Genomic DNA, 18,321 nt, shown 5'->3' on the forward strand with positions numbered 1-18,321 from the left:
CGTTGATATAATTTGATTTGTGATAGATATATTTGAAAAATCGTTGATATATTGTACGTTATGATAGATATATTCGAAAAATCGTTAATATAATTTTACATACTATCTGTCACTATCATGATTAAAATTTCTCTAATACGATTTTTCCAATGGTGTGCCCGCTTTCAAGTAGTGCATGTGCTTTCTTTAAGTTTTCAGCGTTAATCGGTGTTAATGTTTCTTTTTTATGTAAGCTGTACTGATAGTCTAGAAGGAGTTTATTTCTAAAAAGAAGAATTTTTTATTGTATTACTTTATCCCAAACTAAATGTAAAGGTGGATACATAATGACAGTAAAGAAGCTTTATTTCATCCCAGCAGGTCGTTGTATGTTAGATCATTCTTCTGTTAATGGTACACTCGCGCCGGGGAATTTATTGAACTTACCTGTATGGTGTTATCTTTTGGAGACAGAAGAGGGGCCTATTTTAGTAGATACAGGTATGCCAGAAAGTGCAGTTAATAATGAAGGGCTTTTTAACGGTACATTTGTTGAAGGACAGATTTTACCGAAAATGACTGAAGAAGATAGAATCGTGAATATATTAAAGCGTGTAGGGTATGAGCCGGACGACCTTTTATATATTATTAGTTCTCACTTACATTTTGATCATGCAGGAGGAAACGGTGCTTTTACAAATACACCGATTATTGTGCAGCGAACGGAATATGAGGCAGCACTTCATAGAGAAGAATATATGAAAGAATGTATATTACCGCATTTGAACTACAAAATTATTGAAGGGGATTATGAAGTGGTACCAGGTGTTCAATTATTGTATACGCCAGGTCATTCTCCAGGCCATCAGTCGTTATTCATTGAGACGGAGCAATCCGGTTCAGTTTTATTAACAATTGATGCATCGTACACGAAAGAGAATTTTGAAGATGAAGTGCCGTTCGCAGGATTTGATCCAGAATTAGCTTTATCTTCAATTAAACGTTTAAAAGGAGTTGTGGCGAAAGAGAAACCAATTGTTTTCTTTGGTCATGATATAGAGCAGGAAAAGGGTTGTAGAGTGTTCCCTGAGTATATATAGTGCAAAAAGTCATGAGTTCGCGTGCTCATGACTTTTTCGTTTAAATAATTTTTTTAAATAAATTATAAACTTTTTTTGAACTATCTTCGTTTAACTGATAGTACGTAAGTTTTACATCATCAGGAGTATCTTGCTGAGCAATCATCACTTCGCTACTGTGATGATCAACTACCCATATGAAATATTTTTTATAAGTTCCATCCTCGAAAGTAATCCACATATCACAATCTATTAAGTCTGATCCTTCTTCATCTAATGTTAATTTACCTTTTTTTGCGGTATTCATACTGTTAATAAACGTTTTTAATTCATCTGTTTTTGTGAGAAAGATATCCTGTTTTGTTTTAATTGATTCGACATGTATATCTTTTATTTCCTGTTTTCCTAAAAAAACAGGGGGCTCATTTGGATCTCGCGAGCTTGAAATAATAGTAGCTTTCTTTTTCGGTTTATTTGCAGTATAGAGATCTTGAATAGATTTTCCCGAGTTTATAAACCATGCAATTCCAGAAATAATTAATACGCTACCTAGCAATAAAATAATTTTTTTAATAGGATTTTCTCCTCTCTATTACTTCGTGTGAAGAGCTTTTCTATTAATATATGATAGGTAAGCGTAAAGTATTATAGTTGAACTTGGTTATGCTTCACAGTTTTTATCGGGCGATCTATGAGTAAATTGTAAGTGAGCCCAATTAATACGAAAATGCCACCGATAACTTTCCCGATTGAGAGTTCATTTGTCAGGAAGAAATCAATAATAGTCCCCGCAAATAATTGTCCGATAAAGATGAGTAATGTTAAATAAAAGGCTGATATTTTAGGAGTAATATAGTTGGATAACGAAATAACGATAACGCCTACTAATCCGCCTAAATACACGGCGATAGGAATAGATTGCAACGTATGAATAGGCATATACAATGAATCTGAACTGAAAATTAAAAACAACATAGAGAAAAATAATCCAGTAATATAATTGAAAAACGTGCCTTCCCAGTTTCCAATTTCCTTTGCTAAATTCGCGTTAATAATTCTAGCAACGACGATAGAAACACCAGCTAAAATAGCGATCGTAATATATAACATATTTTTGCCCCCATTAATATATTGTCATGATAATAATCCCAGAAGAGATGAATGCTAATCCAACTAGTTTTTTCTTTTCAAACTTTGCAACTTTCATTCCTAATAATCCAAAATGATCGATAATGATGGAAGCAATGGATTGGCCGAGTAAACTTAATGCGATCGTAATAGAGGCACCAAGGACGGAGAAACTTATATTATTAAAAAGAACAGTGAATACTCCAATCGCTCCAGCGCTATATAAAAAAAGTGGAATACCTTTATCGAAATGAATTTTATGTTTGTTTAAGATTAAAACGAAAATAACTGCAATTAAACCGACAAGGTGAATGACTACGCTTGCTGTATACTTGCCAATTAACTCAGATAAAATCCCATTCAATGGAAGCATAACGGCGATGAGTACACCAATAAAGACAGAAAGAAAGTTATACAATGCAATATCCCCTTTATATTTCATATTTGTAATGACTGTATCATGCTGAAATTGTGTATTACTATGACATATGTCATAGTGGAAGAAGAAAATTTTGATTACAATGGGGATGAGTTGTAAAGGTGGGGAACTATGAAGAAAGTATGTAATTCTATTAAATTAGCAGAGTATATAAAGCAAAATAATATTGATTCATTTTTAGTCATGATATGAAGCCATATATGGAACTTATATTTTTAAAAAGAATGAGTTTATTTGTAGAAAATGAAGAGATAGATTATTTATATTTCTTTGTTGAAGGAAAAGCGAAAGCGTTTAACACATTAAGTAACGGAAAATCCGTATTACTGTGTTTTTATGATAGTTTGCAGTTACTTGGAGATGTGGAGTTAATTCATTCCCAAAGGATTACTTCAAATGTACAAGTAATGGCAGATTCATATTGTGTTGGTTTACCATTAGGAAAAGTGAGAAATCAGCTATTTCATGATGCGAAATTTTTAAGATGTATTTGTGGATCGTTAGCACATAAGTTAAATCGACTTTCAAAAAATAGTACAATTAATTTATTGTATCCGCTTGAAAATAGACTTGCGAGTTACATGTTAGCAGCAGGGGAACGAGCAGTTCAGCATGAAAATAGAATTGTATTTAGTGGGAATTTAACGGAAATAGCGGAATTGTTAGGAACGAGCTATCGGCATTTGTTGCGAACATTAAATATTTTTTGTGATAAAGAGATAATAAAGAAGAACGATGGATGCTATGAAGTAGTAAACGTGGATGTTTTGAGAGAATTGGCAGCAGATGTTTATAAATAGGAGGAGAGTATAAATGATAACACCTATATTTAGAATTTTTGATATTGAAAAAGCAAAACTATTTTACTTAGGTTTTTTAGGATTTAAACTGGATTGGGAACATCGGTATGAGGAAAATATGCCATTATATTTGCAAATTTCGTTACAGGATGCTGTGATACATTTATCAGAACATCATGGTGATGCCTCACCAGGTGGTGCGATTCGGATCAAAATAGATGATGTAAAGGATTATCATTCTGTATTATTAAGTAAAGAATATGCTTATTCGAAGCCGAATATAGAAAAAACACCTTGGGGTACAATTGAATTAACTGTAATTGATCCGTTTTCAAATAGAATTACACTATACGAGGAAAAATTGTAGAAATGGAATGAAGAGTAGTTCATAGAGCAGTGAACTGCTCTTTTTTATTTTGAGTAGATATTGAATCATATAAAAAGAAAATGTTATGATTTTGGAAACGTATGAATATATGAACAAATATTCATACGTTTAAGAAGAGGAGGGATTAGAATGAAAGATCTAATTATTATTGGGGCAGGTCAAGCTGGATTAACAATGGGATATTACTTGAAGCAGGAAGGGTATAATTTTTTATTACTTGAGGCAGGAAAGCGAGTTGGTGATTCATGGAGAAATCGATATGATTCTTTGCAGCTTTTTACCCCAAGGTCTTACAGTAGCTTGCCGGGTATGGCGTTAATAGGTGAAAAAAATGAATTTCCATATAAAGATGAAATTGCAACTTATTTAGAAGAATATGCAAGACATTTTCAATTACCGGTACAATTACAAACGGAAGTTCTAAAAATAAAGAAAGAAAAAGAAATATTTGAATTACATACTCCTACAGAAATTTTACAAACGAAAAAAGTTATTATCGCAACAGGTGCTTTTCAGCAGCCGTTTATTCCCTCAGTTTTAGCAAATCTATCATCACATATTTTTCAAATACATTCATCACAATATAAATCACCGTCACAAATTCCTAAGGGAAAAGTACTAGTAGTAGGTGGTGGGAATTCAGGAATGCAAATTGCAGTAGAACTGGCAAAGACTCATGAAGTTACGGTGTCTATTAGTCATTCTTTAACGTTTTTACCATTACAACTTTTTGGAAAAAGTATTTTTAATCTGCTAGAAAAAGTGGGTTTATTGTACGCTGAAATAAATACAAAGAGGGGAAGATGGTTTCAGAAGAGAAAGGACCCTATTTTCGGTTTTGAAGGTAAGAAACTTATTCGTAATGGAGCAATCAAACTGCAAGAAAAAGTAGTAAGTGCATCAGGAAATAACATTATGTTTCAGAATGGTGATACTTATAGTGCAGAAAGCGTTATATGGTCAACTGGTTTTGTACAAAATTATAATTGGATTGAAATTGAACAGGCAGTGAATGAGAAAGGATTTCCTAATCATATAAAGGGAATCAGTCCAGTAAAAGGATTGTATTATATCGGTTTACCATGGCAATCTCAAAGGGGTTCCGCACTTATTTGTGGTGTAGGAAAGGATGCAGCGTATGTACTTTCTGAAATCAAAAAAATAGATCAGTAGCAATAACTACTGATCATCCATATGTACATGAATTAGGAGAGGTCAAACATTTATTAACTTTATTATAATAGACTTTCATAGAATTAAAAACTGAAAATTCAAATTTAATGTTGAGAAAGTTTTTTGTATCGAAATATACGAAAAAATAGGGATTTTTATTAAAACAGAAAAAGATATTTCTATTTTAGTAAATTATGATATAGTCTAAATAAGTGTGTTTTTCCATAAATGTAATTATTTTCATTGTAATTTTGTTTATATGAGGGAAGGAGAAGTAATTATGAAGTTTGATGATCAACGCTTACTAGGAGTCCGATTAGGTTCTGTACTTGTGACAGAGGAAAATCAATATTTAGTAATTAAGAAAAAAGATCATTATGCACTGTTAAATATACATAATTTAGAATGCACTCATGTTGAAGTGCAGTTAGAACATTTGGAAGAAATGTTGCGGGAAGATTTCCAAGAAAGTATAACGGAGATTATCGCACCAGAACATATAAAAATTGTTGCGAAAAATGTTATATAGGTAAAGAAGCTGGAAGGGACAGCTTCTTTATTTTCATTATAAGGATAACGTTTTTACAACCTCACCAATGAAGTGTTTTCTTTTTTAGTTAGTTTGAAGTGAACTTTTGAAAAAATTTGTCTCGGTACATGTACATAACCCATGAGATTGTTATTAAAGAAATGATGATTTGTTTGTTTTTAATTGGTGCATTGAAAACAAGCCAACCAACTATATCAAATAACAAATGTAGCACGATTGAAAGAACTACAAATTGAAGTAACGTATTTAAAAATCTTTTCATAAAGTGTCCCCCTAAAATAATAGGTTTTATTAACAGTTTGATATAGTGATATTATACATTAAATGTGTATTGGGGTAAAATTTACATAAGTTAGTGGAATTAAAGCAAATGAAAGTTAGTAAGGGGGGAACATTCATGGAATTCTGGACGGTTATACTGATAGTAGCCTTTGGTTTCATTTATATCGCTGAAAAATTAACTACAATTGAAAAGAAAAATGATGCGCATTTAAAGAGAATTGAAGATAGATTACAATTAATTACGAAAGAAATGGGAATTGTAGAAAGAGAACCTGAAATTAATAAAGAACTACGCCAGCTTGTAGAAGAAGGCAAAAAAGTTACAGCAGTTAAGAGAGTAAGAGAAGCTTTTGGTTTTTCCTTACTAGAAGCGAAGCAATATGTTAATAAATTATAAAAAAGATCATCCATTTGGGTGATCTTTTTTCACTGCACCATGCGTGTATTTACATAAGCGGCGATAATAAAGTGTCCAATTATATGGAACAAACATTTGAGATAAATTGTCTAATATAGGTAATAACTATTTAGCTTGAAAGAAAGGGTTGATAACATGAAAAAGAATACGTTGTTAAAAGTAGGATTATGTGTAGGTTTACTAGGAACAATTCAATTTGTTAGCACAATTTCTTCTGTACAAGCATCACAAAAGGTAGAGAAAACAGTAATAAAAAATGAGACGGGAACCATTTCAATATCTCAGTTAAACAAGAATGTATGGGTTCATACGGAGTTAGGTTATTTTAATGGAGAAGCAGTTCCTTCGAACGGTCTAGTTCTTAATACTGCTAAAGGACTAGTGCTTGTTGATTCTTCTTGGGATAACAAATTAACGAAGGAACTAATAGAAATGGTAGAAAAGAAATTTCAGAAGCGCATAACGGATGTCATTATTACACATGCGCACGCTGATCGAATTGGCGGAATAAAAACGTTGAAAGAAAGAGGAATTAAAGCGCATAGTACAGCATTAACCGCAGAACTAGCAAAGAACAGTGGATATGAAGAGCCGCTTGGAGATTTACAAATAATTACGAGTTTGAAGTTTGGCAATACAAAAGTAGAAACGTTCTATCCAGGGAAAGGACATACAGAAGATAATATTGTTGTTTGGCTGCCACAATATCAAATTTTAGCTGGAGGCTGTTTAGTAAAATCTGCGGAAGCTAAAGATTTAGGAAATGTTGCGGATGCGTATGTAAATGAATGGTCTACATCGATTGAGAATGTGCTGAAGCGATATGGAAATATAAATTCGGTAGTACCTGGTCATGGAGAAGTAGGAGACAAGGGGTTACTTTTACATACATTGGATTTATTAAAATAAGAAATTGTAGAAATACAAAAGAAAGGAGAAATAATTTTCTCCTTTCTTTCTTCTAACTATATTTAAATGCTGAATCTGTCGATTACGTCAGCATATATTACTGAGATTTTAATTCCAAGTATACAAATACTAGTACTGTCATAATTGCAATAACAACGTAAGTAGCATCAAGCATTATAAGTGTTTTTAAAGTTTCAGTCATCGTAATTCACCCTGTTATAAAAATATAACATGATCTTTTATTGATTAGATTAGAGATCATAAAGATAAAATGTATATGAAATTTCTTAAGTAGCTTCTATATAAATATATCATATAAATAATGTAAGTAATGTTAAGATAGTGTAAATGTATTGTAAATAAAGAGGTTTACAATGAAGGCTTTAATAAAAAATGATAGTTCCTTAAAATAAAAATACGCTATTTTCATATGAGATGAATTGCAATTATTTGTATAAGGGATTCAAAAAATTTTTTGTTGTATATATTTCTCTAAATTAATTATTTAGCTATTTAAAAGTATCGAAAGATGTGTGCACACTAATGTATATTTTTTGGATGTCAATAAAAGTATTATGTCAACAATATGAACTGTCACAAATCTTTATATATTATTGTGATTGATATCACATCACTTTTTTTCAATGGGTATTATGCTTAAGGTGTAATGAATGATTGGGAGAGGGTGGGATGATATGTTTTGTTATCAATGTGAACAAACGCCAACAGGCGGATGTAAAGTAATGGGTGTTTGTGGCAAGAATGAAACGATTGCGAGTCTACAAGATACGATTGTGTTTGGGCTAAAAGGAATTGCAGCTTATCGCACACATGCTGCTCAGCTAGGGTATACGGATGGATTTGTAGATGCTACAACACAAGAAGCTTTATATATGACATTAACAAATTCTAATTTTAACGAACAAGAGCATATTGATATGGCTATGAAAGTTGGGAAATCAGCTTTACGGGTGATGGAATTATTAGATGAGGCACATACGAATCATTTTGGTGTGCCAGAACCTGTACAAATTACACAAAATCGTGTAGAAGGTAAAGCAATTGTAGTTACGGGCCATAATTTATTTGCATTAGAAGAACTATTAAAGCAAACAGAAGGAAAAGACATTAATATTTATACGCATTCTGAAATGCTACCAGCACACGGATACCCGCAACTGAAAAAATATAAACATTTAAAAGGAAACATCGGTAAGGCATGGTATGATCAAAGACGCCTTTTTGAAAAATTTACTGGTGCCATATTAGCTACAACGAACTGTGTTATGCCAATTAAAGGATCATACTCTGATCGATTCTTTTCATATGACATTGCAGGTTTAGAGGGTGTACAAAAAATTGAAAATGATGATTTTACACCATTGATTCAAAAAGCACTAGAACTTTCAGAAGTACATATGGAGTCGGATGAACAGTTAGTAACAGGGTTTCATCATAATACAGTATTATCATTAGCTCCGGAAATTATTAATGCAGTAAAAGAGGGGAAGATAAAGCGTTTCTTTGTTATTGCCGGTTGTGATGCACCGGGAAAAGGTGGAGAATATTATCGTGAATTAGCAACGTCACTTCCGTCAGAAACAGTTATTTTAACAACTTCTTGCGGGAAATTCCGCTTTAATGATGTGGATTACGGTGTTGTACCTGGTACCGAGATTCCGCGCTACATCGACTTAGGACAATGTAATAATTCCATTTCTACAGTGAAAATAGCAGCTGCATTAGCTGATGCTTTCCAATGTGAAGTGAATGAATTGCCAGTAAGTATTGTGCTATCATGGTTTGAACAAAAAGCGGTTGCCATTTTACTCGGGCTATTTAGTCTTGGAATTCAAGATATTCGCATCGGTCCAAAGGCTCCTGAATTTATTTCACCTGGCGTGCTTGATGTATTACAAGAAACATTTGGTTTAAAACTAATTACAAATGCAGCAGAAGACATGGCTATGATGTTATCGTAACGGAAAAGATGTTTTCACTTAATTGTGGCTTTAATAATCATTTGTATGTGTGTGAGTAAACACACATACAAATGATTATTAATAAAGAAAATCGCTATATCTATAAAATTTATAGAGCTTTTAAAGTATAACACCACATGCCCATCACCTTAAGATTTTAAGTATCCTCAAAACGAAATTTCTACATGAATATCTATAATTTTACCTCTTTTTCATTTGATTTGAAAATAAGCTTTCTATTTTAAAACCAACGATACCACCTCAAATTATAGGAATAAAATCCATTCATTTATTAGGAAAATGGATTGAAAATAATAAGGTAGACTAAAAAGTAAAATATTATTTATGATAATCATTCTTTTATAAAATTTAAATTGAAATAGCCCTACTCATTTTGATTGCGCATTTTCAAAATGGAGGGCTTTTTACTGTAAAATCAATAACTGCATCTTATTTTTGTTGAAAAAATTCTCATTCTTATTTTGAAAGTGATATGGGTACATTTACATGCACATCAATCTTTTATTATGAAGTGGACCTTGAATATATTGTTTTTATTGACAGACATAAAAATGATTTATTTGCTGTATTGATAATTTATAGACGTTATAATAAAATGTTTATGTATATGTAAACTTAATTTATTTTCGTTTGGTTTTATTGTAAGGTTAGGCAGTGTTGATAACAATAAAATAATGAATATATCACCTGTAAAAAGAATGAAACCAATACGAAGAAGATGATTTCGTTAAAAATTCGAAAAATAAGCGTTATTAGCTCTTGAAGAAAAATGACTAGAAAAATTACAAGCATATGGAAAATAGGGTTATACAAAAAGTCCTAAAGGGGGACGGAATTATGGAGAAAAGAAAGTATTCAGTAACACCACAAGATCGAATGAATTATGTATTAGGTCTTTATTCTGCAGATCAACAAATTAATGCAGTTCTTTATTTTCCTGTAGGTATATCCAAGGAAATACTTGAAGAATCAGTAAGGATAACGTTGCAATTGCAACCAGTTTTGAACAGCCGGTTTGTAGAAAATGATATTCCTTACTGGGAGGAACATTCATCTGACACTAACTCATCTATTTGCTTTTTTGCAGAAGGAAATAATCAAGAACTTGAAATAATGGCAATAGATTTTATTAAGGAACCTGGTGATCGTATTCAGGGGCCTATGGTTCAAACGAAATTATTACGGGGCACTACAATAGATATGTTAGTTGTGAAATTGTCTCATCTATGTTCAGATGGTGCAGGAGTCAAGGAATATATAAAATTGCTTGGAACAATATATACTCACCTTTCATTGGGACGGTCTAAGAAGCAAATTATAAAGGAATTTGATGAGGGAAATGAGAGTTGTCGAGATCAATCACATGTATTCAAATACGCTGGAATATCGGACATAAAAAGTGCGTATCGTCCTAACCAAGAACAACAGGCATCGTTATGGTCTTTTCCATCTCAACCTAACAAAAATAAATTTCCCCAAATGTCCGTACGGCGATTGAGCCATAAGCAAACTCTACGTTTAACCCAATGGACAAAAGCACAACAGGTTACCTTGAATGATGTAATCATGACTGCTTACTTCCGAGTTTTATCACATTTCACTGTGTATGCAGAACCTCGCACTGCAGAAAAAATGATTGGTTTGACAATTGATTTACGTCGATATCTGCCTAATAATACAACTGGTGCTATTTGCAACTTATCCGGTATGGAAATGCCAGTGATTAAAATGGAAGACGATGAAACATTTAAGCAGACTCTTGTTCGAGTTAAACAATCAATGGATAAAATAAAGTCTCAAAATCCAGGTCTTTCTTCAGCAGCAGGAATGGAGTTACTGGCAGAAATGAAGCTATCTACAGTGAAGGAAATGTATAATCAGCAATATGAACAGGCTGTACAGATGGGGATGGCGTTGCCATTACTGACAAATTTGGGAGTGATTGCTGAGGAACCTATTCAGTTTGGTCAAATTCAAGCTGAGGACGGGTATATGGCATCACCTATTATGTATGCACCATTCTTTTCAATGGGAGCAAGCTCTTATAATGGAAGGCTTACATTTACGATCGGTTATCATGCGCCGGATACATCAAAAGAAAAGATAGAAAAATTTTTAGATAGTGTTGCTAATCAACTATCAGAAATAAAATAAAAGAGAATATAGAGAACAGATTTCTAACAGAATTGTATTTTAGGGGCTCGTATCATGTACGGATAATCTCTAGAAATTTTCTCTGACCGCACTTGCCTTTATGCTTTATATGCAATGGGAATGGTAGTGAGAAACAATTCGTATCGTGAAAAAACAAGATATATCGGTATAAAAACAATAAAACAGAGCTGATTTAAATTACACTTTGAATCAGTTCTGTTTTGCTAGTGTGATGGTCCTTACAATAAAAAAAGTAGGCTGTATCCGGTTAGGGTAAAGCGGATTTTTAATTTTTTTGAAAATAAAGTTGACATTCATCGCTACTTAGTCATACAATGTAGATGTAATAAGTGATACTGAATAGTTCAGATTCACAAAAACTGTTCAGTAAAAAATTCGCCTTAGTACTCTGTGATACTGAATATAAGTCAGACAGAATAGGGGGTAAAGGAGGATCAGGACATGGAAAATTTAACTGAAATGCTGAAAGGTTCACTGGAAGGCTGTGTACTGGAAATCATTAGTCGCCGTGAAACGTATGGCTATGAGATTACCCGCCACCTGAATGATCTTGGGTTTACCGAAGTTGTGGAAGGTACGGTGTATACCATCCTCGTACGATTAGAGAAGAAAAAGCTTGTGAATATTGAAAAGAAACCATCAGATATGGGACCGCCTCGTAAGTTTTATTCATTAAATGAAGAAGGCCGCCAGGAGCTTGAATTGTTTTGGGAAAAATGGGATTTTGTATCGTCAAAAATTAACGTCTTGAAGTCAAAATAGGTTCATAAGATAAAATGTTCCGGCCGATACTTTGGGAATTTCTTGTTCGGTTTTATAAAAAAGGAGGAAAATAAGATGTTAGAAATGTTCAAAAAGTTAATTGGTGATAAAAAAGAGTACAAAATGATGATGGCACGAGTTGAGGCTCTGCCAGAGGACTATCAGTTTGTATTTAAGAAAATTCAAAACTACATGTGGAATTTCTCAGCGGGTAACGGTATGGATATGTTACACATACAGTATGAATTAATCGATTTGTTTGAAGCTGGTGCAGCAGAAGGAAGACAAGTGCTTGACATTACTGGGGATGACGTGGCTTCCTTTGCTGACGAACTAGTGGCAAATGCTAGAACTTACGTCTCCAAGTATCGTGAAGATTTGAATGAAAGTATTATGAAGAAATTGAGAAAAAAATAAATGGAATAAGTAATACCGACTGATTAGCTGGTTACACATATGAATTGCCACCATAGCTATTCAGTTATATTTTTAGCTTGGTACTAAGTGATACAGAATATCAGTGATACTAAATAGATAGAGGTAAATAAATTATCTTCGCAAAACATTTTTATAGGGAGGAAAAATGTATGAGTCATGCAGCGATTTCTGTAAAAGGCTTGAAAAAATCCTTTAAAGACAAGGAAGTTTTAAAAGGGGTAGATTTTGAGGTGCAGCGTGGAGAAATTTTCGCGCTGCTAGGCTCAAATGGAGCGGGAAAGACGACAACGATCAACATCCTTTCGACACTAATGAAGCAAGATAGCGGTGAAGTAAGTATTTGTGGATTTGATGTACAGAGTCAACCAGATCATGTTCGTCAAAGTATCAGTTTGACAGGGCAGTTTGCAGCTTTAGACGGTATGCTGACTGGGAGGGAAAACTTGATAATGATCGCCAAATTACGTGGTGTTTCTAATCCCGCTCAAGTTGCTGACAATCTACTTGCAAGATTTAGCCTGACTGATGCGGCAAACCAAAGGGCAGATCAGTATTCAGGCGGGATGAAGCGCCGGCTTGATATCGCGATGAGTTTGATTGGGGCGCCAGCAGTTATTTTTCTTGACGAACCAACGACTGGACTTGATCCTGAAGCGCGAATCGAAGTGTGGGATACAGTCAAGGAACTTGCTGGTAGCGGTACAACTATTTTGCTTACGACTCAGTACTTGGAGGAAGCAGAACAACTGGCAGACAGTATCGCTATTTTGCATGGCGGAAAAATTATTACGACAGGTACTCTTGCTGAACTAAAAGAGATGTTCCCGCCAGCAAAAGTGGAGTATATCGAGAAGCAACCGACATTGGAAGAAATATTCCTTTCGATCATTGGCAAAAAGGAGGAGATGTAAATGAAAAGTAAAACAGGTGTATTACTAGGTCGTTTAATGCGTAACATTATGCGCAGTCCGGATACAATTATTACAGTAGCGATTACACCGATTATGATGATGCTATTATTTGTCTACGTGTTTGGCGGCGCAATAAAAACTGGAACGGAAAACTACGTTAATTATTTATTGCCGGGAATTTTGCTAATGGCTATCGCATCCGGTGTAGCTTACACTTCCGTGCGACTCTTTACGGATGTAAAGAGTGGGCTGATGGCACGTTTCATTACGATGCCTATTAAGCGCTCATCGATATTGTGGGCTCACGTTCTAACCTCTCTGGTTGCTAATGTACTTACTATCGTGGTGGTTATTCTTGTTGCACTCTTAATGGGTTTCCGTTCCAGTGCTAATATTCTAGATTGGCTCGCGGTAGCTGGGATACTTGGGATGTTTACGCTGGCGCTAACATGGCTAGCTATCATTCCAGGATTGAAAGCGAGGTCTATGGAAGGGGCGACTGCTTACTCGTACCCGCTAGTTTTTCTTCCATTTATTAGTTCGGCCTTTGTGCCTACCGAAACGATGCCAAAAATTGTTCGTGCGTTTGCAGAGAATCAGCCTGTAACTTCAATCGTGAATGCGATTCGTGCTCTTTTATATGAAGGAACTGTTGGAAACGATATTTGGATTGCGCTCGCTTGGTGCGTAGGTATAATGATTATTTCTTACTTTTTCGCCAGTAAAGCATTTAAACGTCAGTTAGGGTAAGAAACGAGATAAACGAAACCTTCAGGAATAATATATATTTAGAAAAGCACGGGAGATTTTCCGTGCTTTTATTATTTATCATGCTCTCATTGTAGTAAATGAAATGGTATTTAAAAATAGAATAATTGTCCATAAAGCTTAATATTTGAGGCTCACTGCTTATGGAATGTATAAGCGCACTCGTTTTTGTAAATCTGCTAATACTTCATCGGGAATTTCTTTGATTTTAATATCCTTCCCTAGAAAAAGCAGCCAATTTATTATTTCCGTCATTTCATCGGGATTGTTAACATTGATAAAAGTTTGTAAAATGGCTGTGGATTGGTAAGGATTAGTATAAGATATTGAAATTTTTAAAGGATGGTATTTTTTGAACTGGGCAATTGCTGTCGGACCAAGTTCAAATACAAGGTTAATTGCTTCGTCCTTCTTACTTAGTTTTTCTAAAATCTTTTTCTTATTTAGCCTTTTGTTCGTCGTGTATGGTTCGATATTAATGAGATCATCGACAGGAAACATCATCTTCTTTTCTTTTTTTAAGTCAAACCCTTCAATGATCCAATGGCTTTTTTCTTGATAAAGGTGCAATAGATAAATTGGATAAGACTTGATTTCTTCATCTTCTTTCATAGTAATCAATAAATGGTTATCCAAAAGAAGGATTTGAATGAGTTTTTCTAACATAGGATGGGGGAGATCAGAAAGCTCAAGTAGATCGGGATTATGAGGGTTAGTCCCTTGGAAAAGCAAGAGTTGATTTAAAAGAACGAGATCATCTTGCTGGGTTTCTGAGATGAGTCCTAGTAGTTTTTCGGCTAAAGATTGACGACTCTTTAGGTAGGGAAGTTGTTGATTCCTTGTAGCCATAAAGGCAATAAAAAGAGCTTTCACTTCATTATCAGTAAAGCGAACAACGGGCAGGATAGAGTTGTGCATAACAAAATATCCCCCAGTCCTCCCAACTTCAGTGACAAGTGGCATTCCCATAGCTTCAATTTCTCTAATGTCTCTAATAGCTGTCGACCGTGATATGTTAAATTCTTGTATAATTTCAGAAATTGTAAAGTGAGAGCGGTTGTTGATATACCGCATAATTGTATTAATCCGTTCAACTTTTTTCATTTTAGTCTCCTAAACAGTATCATTTTTTGACATGGTTTAAAGGTATTATAAACGTATCAGATGAAAAGATAAATCGTTTGATTAATAAAAAAAGAGGCAGGTTTTGAACATGAAAAATTATACTATAGAAGAAAAAGATAGCTTTATTGTGTTAGGTATTGGAACTGAAATTAAGAGTGAATACACAGACTTTGCTGGAATAAATAAAGAAAAGGAAGACTTTTGGTCGGCTGTTAAAGAAGATGGAAGGCTGGACACTTTAAAAGCTTTAGCTACAAATGAATACATTTTTTCCGTGAGCGAAGCGGTGAATAACAAAATGATGTATTATGCGGGTGTCATGACAGAAGCACAAATAGAAGAAGAATCTAGAGTGATTCAGTTTCCGAGGGGAGAATACTTAGTAGTGAAAGGGGAAGACCAAACGGCTGAAGAGCTAAGTAATAAGCTTACTGGCATCGCCTTCGGTCAAGCTTTACCAGAAGCAAAGGATTTTGCCTATGTTGGTGGACCGAATACAACGGTTGAGATGGGGCAGAGAAATGGCTTAGTATTTGGTGAAATGTGGATTCCGGTTGTTAGGAAGTAAAGTGATAAAAGGTGCGAATATAGAAAGTAGAGGCTAACGATCTTGTATTGTTGGCCTTTTTGAAATGAATATAATATTCATATACTGCTACACAGTATGTTCTGATAAAATGGAATAAAAGGGAATTGCTGTAAGGTGGTGGCAGATTGAATAAAAAAAGATTATTTGAGCTATTCATAGTAACGTTTGTTTTTCTATTCCTTCATGTAAGTACATTTACTAATGAAAAATTTAACGATAAATTGGGATCTTTTACTTACATTGTTTTATTTCTTATGCTTACTATCAACGCTATATTTATAGAAAGGTATTTTGGTGATATACAAAAGTGGATTCGAAATATTACATGTTGCTTTGCTTTATTCGTAGTGGTTTTAGTAGCTCTATGGATAGGTTATTTTTAGTACTTACTTAAGAGAATGAGAAATATGTGATTACACTACATTTGATCCGATAATATTACTTAGCTGCATCGTTTTATATTAATCTTTTCTCTCCTCAATCATGATAAAATGTACAATAGGAAATTTTATGTAAGATAAAGAAGGAAGGTTTATGGTGAGCCTGAGTACTTTGCTAGCTTTTGCGCTTGTTTTACTTAGTATGGTTTGTTCACCTGGGCCTATTTTGATTTATCTTATTTCTCGTTCCATTACACAGGGGCGTATGACAGGATTTATTTTTTTATTAAGCATCATGCTTGGATTTGTAATTCATATAAATGAAGCAACTTTAGTATTCACTCAAAAATCCATTGTCTATGAAACAACTAGATTTGTAAACGGCTTTAATAGAAAGATGTCTATTGTATTTTTTGCGGCAAGATTAAATAGCTTTTTGTTACTTTACAATAAAGTATACTTAATATCAGTAATTCATGTAATTAGGGTGGTTTCTATATTTAGAGAAAATACAAAAGGATACTTCTGTCATTAGTAACAAATCCAATACTAATAATTGTATACGGAATTTTTGTTATGAGTTGGCTTTATACTGTAAGTACGGAAGAATGAATTATAATATTTACATTTTGTTATTATGTATAGTACTTTTTATATCCATAACTACATTTACTACAATGCGGGTGATAAAAATAGAGAATATGAATCTAAAAATTAACAAATTCAATAGCATGGAGATCCATTTCTATTATCATTATTGTTGCAATTACATCATTTTATGGGATGCAGATTTATAAAAGTGCAATAAATTACAATGGTAAATTGGCATGGTTTATAGAAAAGTTAAAACATGAAAGGTCAGTTAAACTTAAACATAATAATATATATAAGTCTGGAGTAGAAGGTATTTTTGAAGATATAAATAAAAATATCCTTTGCCAAAGAAATTGTATATGGCAACTGATTTTGATCTTACATTTCATTCAGATGGAACAATCACAGCGTTTGATACATTTGTTTATGGGAAAAATGATGATGGGAAAGAAGAAACTTATTTAATCTCTTATAATAAGAAGAAGTCAGAAGATATTACTATAATACGAGACGGATACGCAAAGCCTGATTATAATGATGATAAATTAGTAGAACCTTTAATTGAAACGGTTAAGGCGATTCCAGTTAAGCAAACGGTTAGAAAATGGAATGAAAGTAAGTATGGGTTGATTTATTATGGAAAAAGAAATTGGGGATCCAATACAGAGGGAATTATTAATATTACTGAGGATGGTAAGGGGCAGAGTCTTAAAAAAGCAGCTTCTGATATCATTGGATATACTGTATCTATATTTGTTCCTGGAAAAGAGCAAGAGCTAGTCCCTGCTAGATATAATTTAATAAGTGACGCAAGTTGGAGTAAATCAAAGACGCCTCCAAAAGAAGATATGCTTAAAGAGAAGAAACAACAAGATTTAAAGAATGAAAAAGAACAGTTTTTCCTATCGAAAGAAGTTGGTTATAAACTAAATATGACAGATAAAGCATTAGGGAGCGCCTTTTATTCATTAAGCAAGACTAGTGATGAAGGGAAAACATGGGAGGTTATCAATCCAGACCCATTTAATGGGGGGATTGGTAGTGTATCAGGAATCACTTTTATAAATGATAAACTTGGTTTTTTAGGAGCAATTAGGCCTTCTGGTAATGAAGGAGAGTTATATCGCACAGATGATGGGGGAGTATCTTTCAAAAAGGTAGAATATCCGCCGCATGAAGTGAAATTAGATCATACACAGTCCACAATAAGTCCTTTTGATTCACCTAGTATGCCATATGAGAAAGATGGGGTTTTTAATATGTTAGTTGGACAAGGGGCAGATGGAGACTACAATGGCGATAGTAGTGCACTTTATCAATCAAAAGATAACGGAGAGACATGGGAATTTGTAGAAGAAGTGAAAAAGAAATAATCAGAATGTTTTTTTGAAAAATAAGGTAACTACTCAGCTATACATTTTATTTAGAAGT

19 protein-coding genes and 3 pseudogenes are annotated in these 18,321 nt (G+C 33.6%); 17 read left to right on the forward strand and 5 right to left on the reverse strand.

The window, feature by feature from the left end; all coding sequences use genetic code 11:
* The first annotated feature begins 326 nt into the window (after positions 1-326).
* Positions 327-1,079: a quorum-quenching N-acyl homoserine lactonase AiiA gene (gene aiiA, locus IQ781_RS26100; protein WP_000216574.1), complete on the forward strand. Its 753-nt coding sequence runs from the start codon at positions 327-329 to the stop codon at positions 1,077-1,079.
* Between the two features lie 40 nt (positions 1,080-1,119).
* Here the strand turns inward: aiiA and IQ781_RS26105 are convergent, their stop codons facing one another.
* The 3 genes from IQ781_RS26105 to IQ781_RS26115 form a co-directional block, all read right to left on the reverse strand.
* The gene (locus IQ781_RS26105; RefSeq protein ID WP_000901700.1) at positions 1,120-1,614 is read right to left on the reverse strand and encodes a hypothetical protein; all 495 of its coding nucleotides are present in this window, start codon (positions 1,612-1,614) and stop codon (positions 1,120-1,122) included.
* An 89-nt stretch (positions 1,615-1,703) separates the two neighbouring features.
* A complete protein-coding gene (locus tag IQ781_RS26110) occupies positions 1,704-2,168 on the reverse strand; it encodes a DMT family transporter (protein WP_242808202.1) in 465 nt (154 codons plus the stop codon).
* Between the two features lie 13 nt (positions 2,169-2,181).
* Entirely contained in the window at positions 2,182-2,628 is a 447-nt protein-coding gene (locus IQ781_RS26115) for a DMT family transporter (RefSeq protein ID WP_048655704.1), read from the reverse strand.
* A gap of 108 nt (positions 2,629-2,736) precedes the next feature.
* Here IQ781_RS26115 and yeiL point away from each other — a divergent pair.
* The 4 genes and pseudogenes from yeiL to IQ781_RS26135 all read left to right on the forward strand — a co-directional run bounded on the left by yeiL (position 2,737) and on the right by IQ781_RS26135 (position 5,515).
* A pseudogene (gene yeiL / locus IQ781_RS26120) lies at positions 2,737-3,425 on the forward strand (transcriptional regulator YeiL).
* A gap of 13 nt (positions 3,426-3,438) precedes the next feature.
* Positions 3,439-3,792: a glyoxalase superfamily protein gene (locus tag IQ781_RS26125; protein ID WP_000632403.1), complete on the forward strand. Its 354-nt coding sequence runs from the start codon at positions 3,439-3,441 to the stop codon at positions 3,790-3,792.
* Between the two features lie 150 nt (positions 3,793-3,942).
* Positions 3,943-4,986, forward strand: a complete 1,044-nt coding sequence (locus IQ781_RS26130) for a flavin-containing monooxygenase (protein ID WP_063220846.1) — start codon at positions 3,943-3,945, stop codon at positions 4,984-4,986.
* A gap of 280 nt (positions 4,987-5,266) precedes the next feature.
* Positions 5,267-5,515: a hypothetical protein gene (locus IQ781_RS26135; protein WP_000666948.1), complete on the forward strand. Its 249-nt coding sequence runs from the start codon at positions 5,267-5,269 to the stop codon at positions 5,513-5,515.
* An 88-nt stretch (positions 5,516-5,603) separates the two neighbouring features.
* Here the strand turns inward: IQ781_RS26135 and IQ781_RS26140 are convergent, their stop codons facing one another.
* A complete protein-coding gene (locus IQ781_RS26140) occupies positions 5,604-5,798 on the reverse strand; it encodes a hypothetical protein (RefSeq protein WP_000819660.1) in 195 nt (64 codons plus the stop codon).
* Positions 5,799-5,933: 135 nt separating this feature from the next.
* On the opposite strand from IQ781_RS26140, the gene IQ781_RS26145 reads away from it, so the two are divergent.
* From IQ781_RS26145 to IQ781_RS26180, 8 genes are all read left to right on the forward strand, one after another.
* Positions 5,934-6,215, forward strand: a complete 282-nt coding sequence (locus IQ781_RS26145) for a hypothetical protein (RefSeq protein ID WP_000397734.1) — start codon at positions 5,934-5,936, stop codon at positions 6,213-6,215.
* A 156-nt stretch (positions 6,216-6,371) separates the two neighbouring features.
* Positions 6,372-7,145: a BcII family subclass B1 metallo-beta-lactamase gene (bla2, locus tag IQ781_RS26150; protein WP_000742476.1), complete on the forward strand. Its 774-nt coding sequence runs from the start codon at positions 6,372-6,374 to the stop codon at positions 7,143-7,145.
* 695 nt (positions 7,146-7,840) lie between these two features.
* Positions 7,841-9,127 carry a hydroxylamine reductase gene (gene hcp / locus IQ781_RS26155; RefSeq protein WP_002204729.1) on the forward strand — a complete coding sequence of 429 codons (1,287 nt, stop codon included), beginning with the start codon at positions 7,841-7,843 and terminating at the stop codon, positions 9,125-9,127.
* Between the two features lie 858 nt (positions 9,128-9,985).
* A complete protein-coding gene (locus IQ781_RS26160; protein ID WP_063220847.1) occupies positions 9,986-11,302 on the forward strand; it encodes a condensation domain-containing protein in 1,317 nt (438 codons plus the stop codon).
* Positions 11,303-11,764: 462 nt separating this feature from the next.
* A complete protein-coding gene (locus IQ781_RS26165; RefSeq protein WP_000429487.1) occupies positions 11,765-12,085 on the forward strand; it encodes a PadR family transcriptional regulator in 321 nt (106 codons plus the stop codon).
* Between the two features lie 75 nt (positions 12,086-12,160).
* Positions 12,161-12,502, forward strand: coding sequence for a DUF1048 domain-containing protein (locus tag IQ781_RS26170; RefSeq protein ID WP_063220848.1), 342 nt, complete (start codon positions 12,161-12,163; stop codon positions 12,500-12,502).
* Positions 12,503-12,672: 170 nt separating this feature from the next.
* Positions 12,673-13,434: an ABC transporter ATP-binding protein gene (locus IQ781_RS26175; RefSeq protein ID WP_063220849.1), complete on the forward strand. Its 762-nt coding sequence runs from the start codon at positions 12,673-12,675 to the stop codon at positions 13,432-13,434.
* Positions 13,435-14,184, forward strand: a complete 750-nt coding sequence (locus IQ781_RS26180; protein WP_000837815.1) for an ABC transporter permease — start codon at positions 13,435-13,437, stop codon at positions 14,182-14,184.
* 159 nt (positions 14,185-14,343) lie between these two features.
* Here the strand turns inward: IQ781_RS26180 and IQ781_RS26185 are convergent, their stop codons facing one another.
* Positions 14,344-15,306: a helix-turn-helix transcriptional regulator gene (locus IQ781_RS26185; protein ID WP_139846875.1), complete on the reverse strand. Its 963-nt coding sequence runs from the start codon at positions 15,304-15,306 to the stop codon at positions 14,344-14,346.
* Positions 15,307-15,415: 109 nt separating this feature from the next.
* Here IQ781_RS26185 and IQ781_RS26190 point away from each other — a divergent pair, with 109 nt between their 5' ends.
* The 4 genes and pseudogenes from IQ781_RS26190 to IQ781_RS26205 all read left to right on the forward strand — a co-directional run bounded on the left by IQ781_RS26190 (position 15,416) and on the right by IQ781_RS26205 (position 18,263).
* Positions 15,416-15,895 carry a GyrI-like domain-containing protein gene (locus IQ781_RS26190; protein ID WP_000801042.1) on the forward strand — a complete coding sequence of 160 codons (480 nt, stop codon included), beginning with the start codon at positions 15,416-15,418 and terminating at the stop codon, positions 15,893-15,895.
* 146 nt (positions 15,896-16,041) lie between these two features.
* Positions 16,042-16,299, forward strand: a complete 258-nt coding sequence (locus tag IQ781_RS26195; RefSeq protein WP_001036214.1) for a DUF3963 domain-containing protein — start codon at positions 16,042-16,044, stop codon at positions 16,297-16,299.
* Between the two features lie 151 nt (positions 16,300-16,450).
* Positions 16,451-16,616, forward strand: a pseudogene (locus tag IQ781_RS26200) (LysE family translocator); the annotation flags it as partial.
* A gap of 167 nt (positions 16,617-16,783) precedes the next feature.
* Positions 16,784-18,263, forward strand: a pseudogene (locus IQ781_RS26205) (WD40/YVTN/BNR-like repeat-containing protein).
* Positions 18,264-18,321 lie beyond the last annotated feature (58 nt).

Origin of the sequence: Bacillus sp. N447-1 (assembly GCF_022701035.1) — a bacterium.
Classification (GTDB): domain Bacteria; phylum Bacillota; class Bacilli; order Bacillales; family Bacillaceae_G; genus Bacillus_A; species Bacillus_A cereus.

What these genes read in the sequence shown, in the direction of transcription:
- IQ781_RS26135 (WP_000666948.1), top strand. Translation starts at nt 5,267, where the DNA reads ATGAAGTTTGATGATCAACGCTTACTAGGAGTCCGATTAGGTTCTGTA.
- hcp (WP_002204729.1), top strand. Translation starts at nt 7,841, where the DNA reads ATGTTTTGTTATCAATGTGAACAAACGCCAACAGGCGGATGTAAAGTA.
- IQ781_RS26165 (WP_000429487.1), top strand. Translation starts at nt 11,765, where the DNA reads ATGGAAAATTTAACTGAAATGCTGAAAGGTTCACTGGAAGGCTGTGTA.
- IQ781_RS26180 (WP_000837815.1), top strand. Translation starts at nt 13,435, where the DNA reads ATGAAAAGTAAAACAGGTGTATTACTAGGTCGTTTAATGCGTAACATT.
- IQ781_RS26115 (WP_048655704.1), bottom strand. Translation starts at nt 2,628, where the DNA reads ATGAAATATAAAGGGGATATTGCATTGTATAACTTTCTTTCTGTCTTT.
- IQ781_RS26190 (WP_000801042.1), top strand. Translation starts at nt 15,416, where the DNA reads ATGAAAAATTATACTATAGAAGAAAAAGATAGCTTTATTGTGTTAGGT.
- IQ781_RS26110 (WP_242808202.1), bottom strand. Translation starts at nt 2,168, where the DNA reads ATGTTATATATTACGATCGCTATTTTAGCTGGTGTTTCTATCGTCGTT.
- IQ781_RS26175 (WP_063220849.1), top strand. Translation starts at nt 12,673, where the DNA reads ATGAGTCATGCAGCGATTTCTGTAAAAGGCTTGAAAAAATCCTTTAAA.
- IQ781_RS26170 (WP_063220848.1), top strand. Translation starts at nt 12,161, where the DNA reads ATGTTAGAAATGTTCAAAAAGTTAATTGGTGATAAAAAAGAGTACAAA.
- aiiA (WP_000216574.1), top strand. Translation starts at nt 327, where the DNA reads ATGACAGTAAAGAAGCTTTATTTCATCCCAGCAGGTCGTTGTATGTTA.
- IQ781_RS26140 (WP_000819660.1), bottom strand. Translation starts at nt 5,798, where the DNA reads ATGAAAAGATTTTTAAATACGTTACTTCAATTTGTAGTTCTTTCAATC.
- IQ781_RS26125 (WP_000632403.1), top strand. Translation starts at nt 3,439, where the DNA reads ATGATAACACCTATATTTAGAATTTTTGATATTGAAAAAGCAAAACTA.
- IQ781_RS26145 (WP_000397734.1), top strand. Translation starts at nt 5,934, where the DNA reads ATGGAATTCTGGACGGTTATACTGATAGTAGCCTTTGGTTTCATTTAT.
- IQ781_RS26130 (WP_063220846.1), top strand. Translation starts at nt 3,943, where the DNA reads ATGAAAGATCTAATTATTATTGGGGCAGGTCAAGCTGGATTAACAATG.
- IQ781_RS26160 (WP_063220847.1), top strand. Translation starts at nt 9,986, where the DNA reads ATGGAGAAAAGAAAGTATTCAGTAACACCACAAGATCGAATGAATTAT.
- bla2 (WP_000742476.1), top strand. Translation starts at nt 6,372, where the DNA reads ATGAAAAAGAATACGTTGTTAAAAGTAGGATTATGTGTAGGTTTACTA.
- IQ781_RS26185 (WP_139846875.1), bottom strand. Translation starts at nt 15,306, where the DNA reads ATGAAAAAAGTTGAACGGATTAATACAATTATGCGGTATATCAACAAC.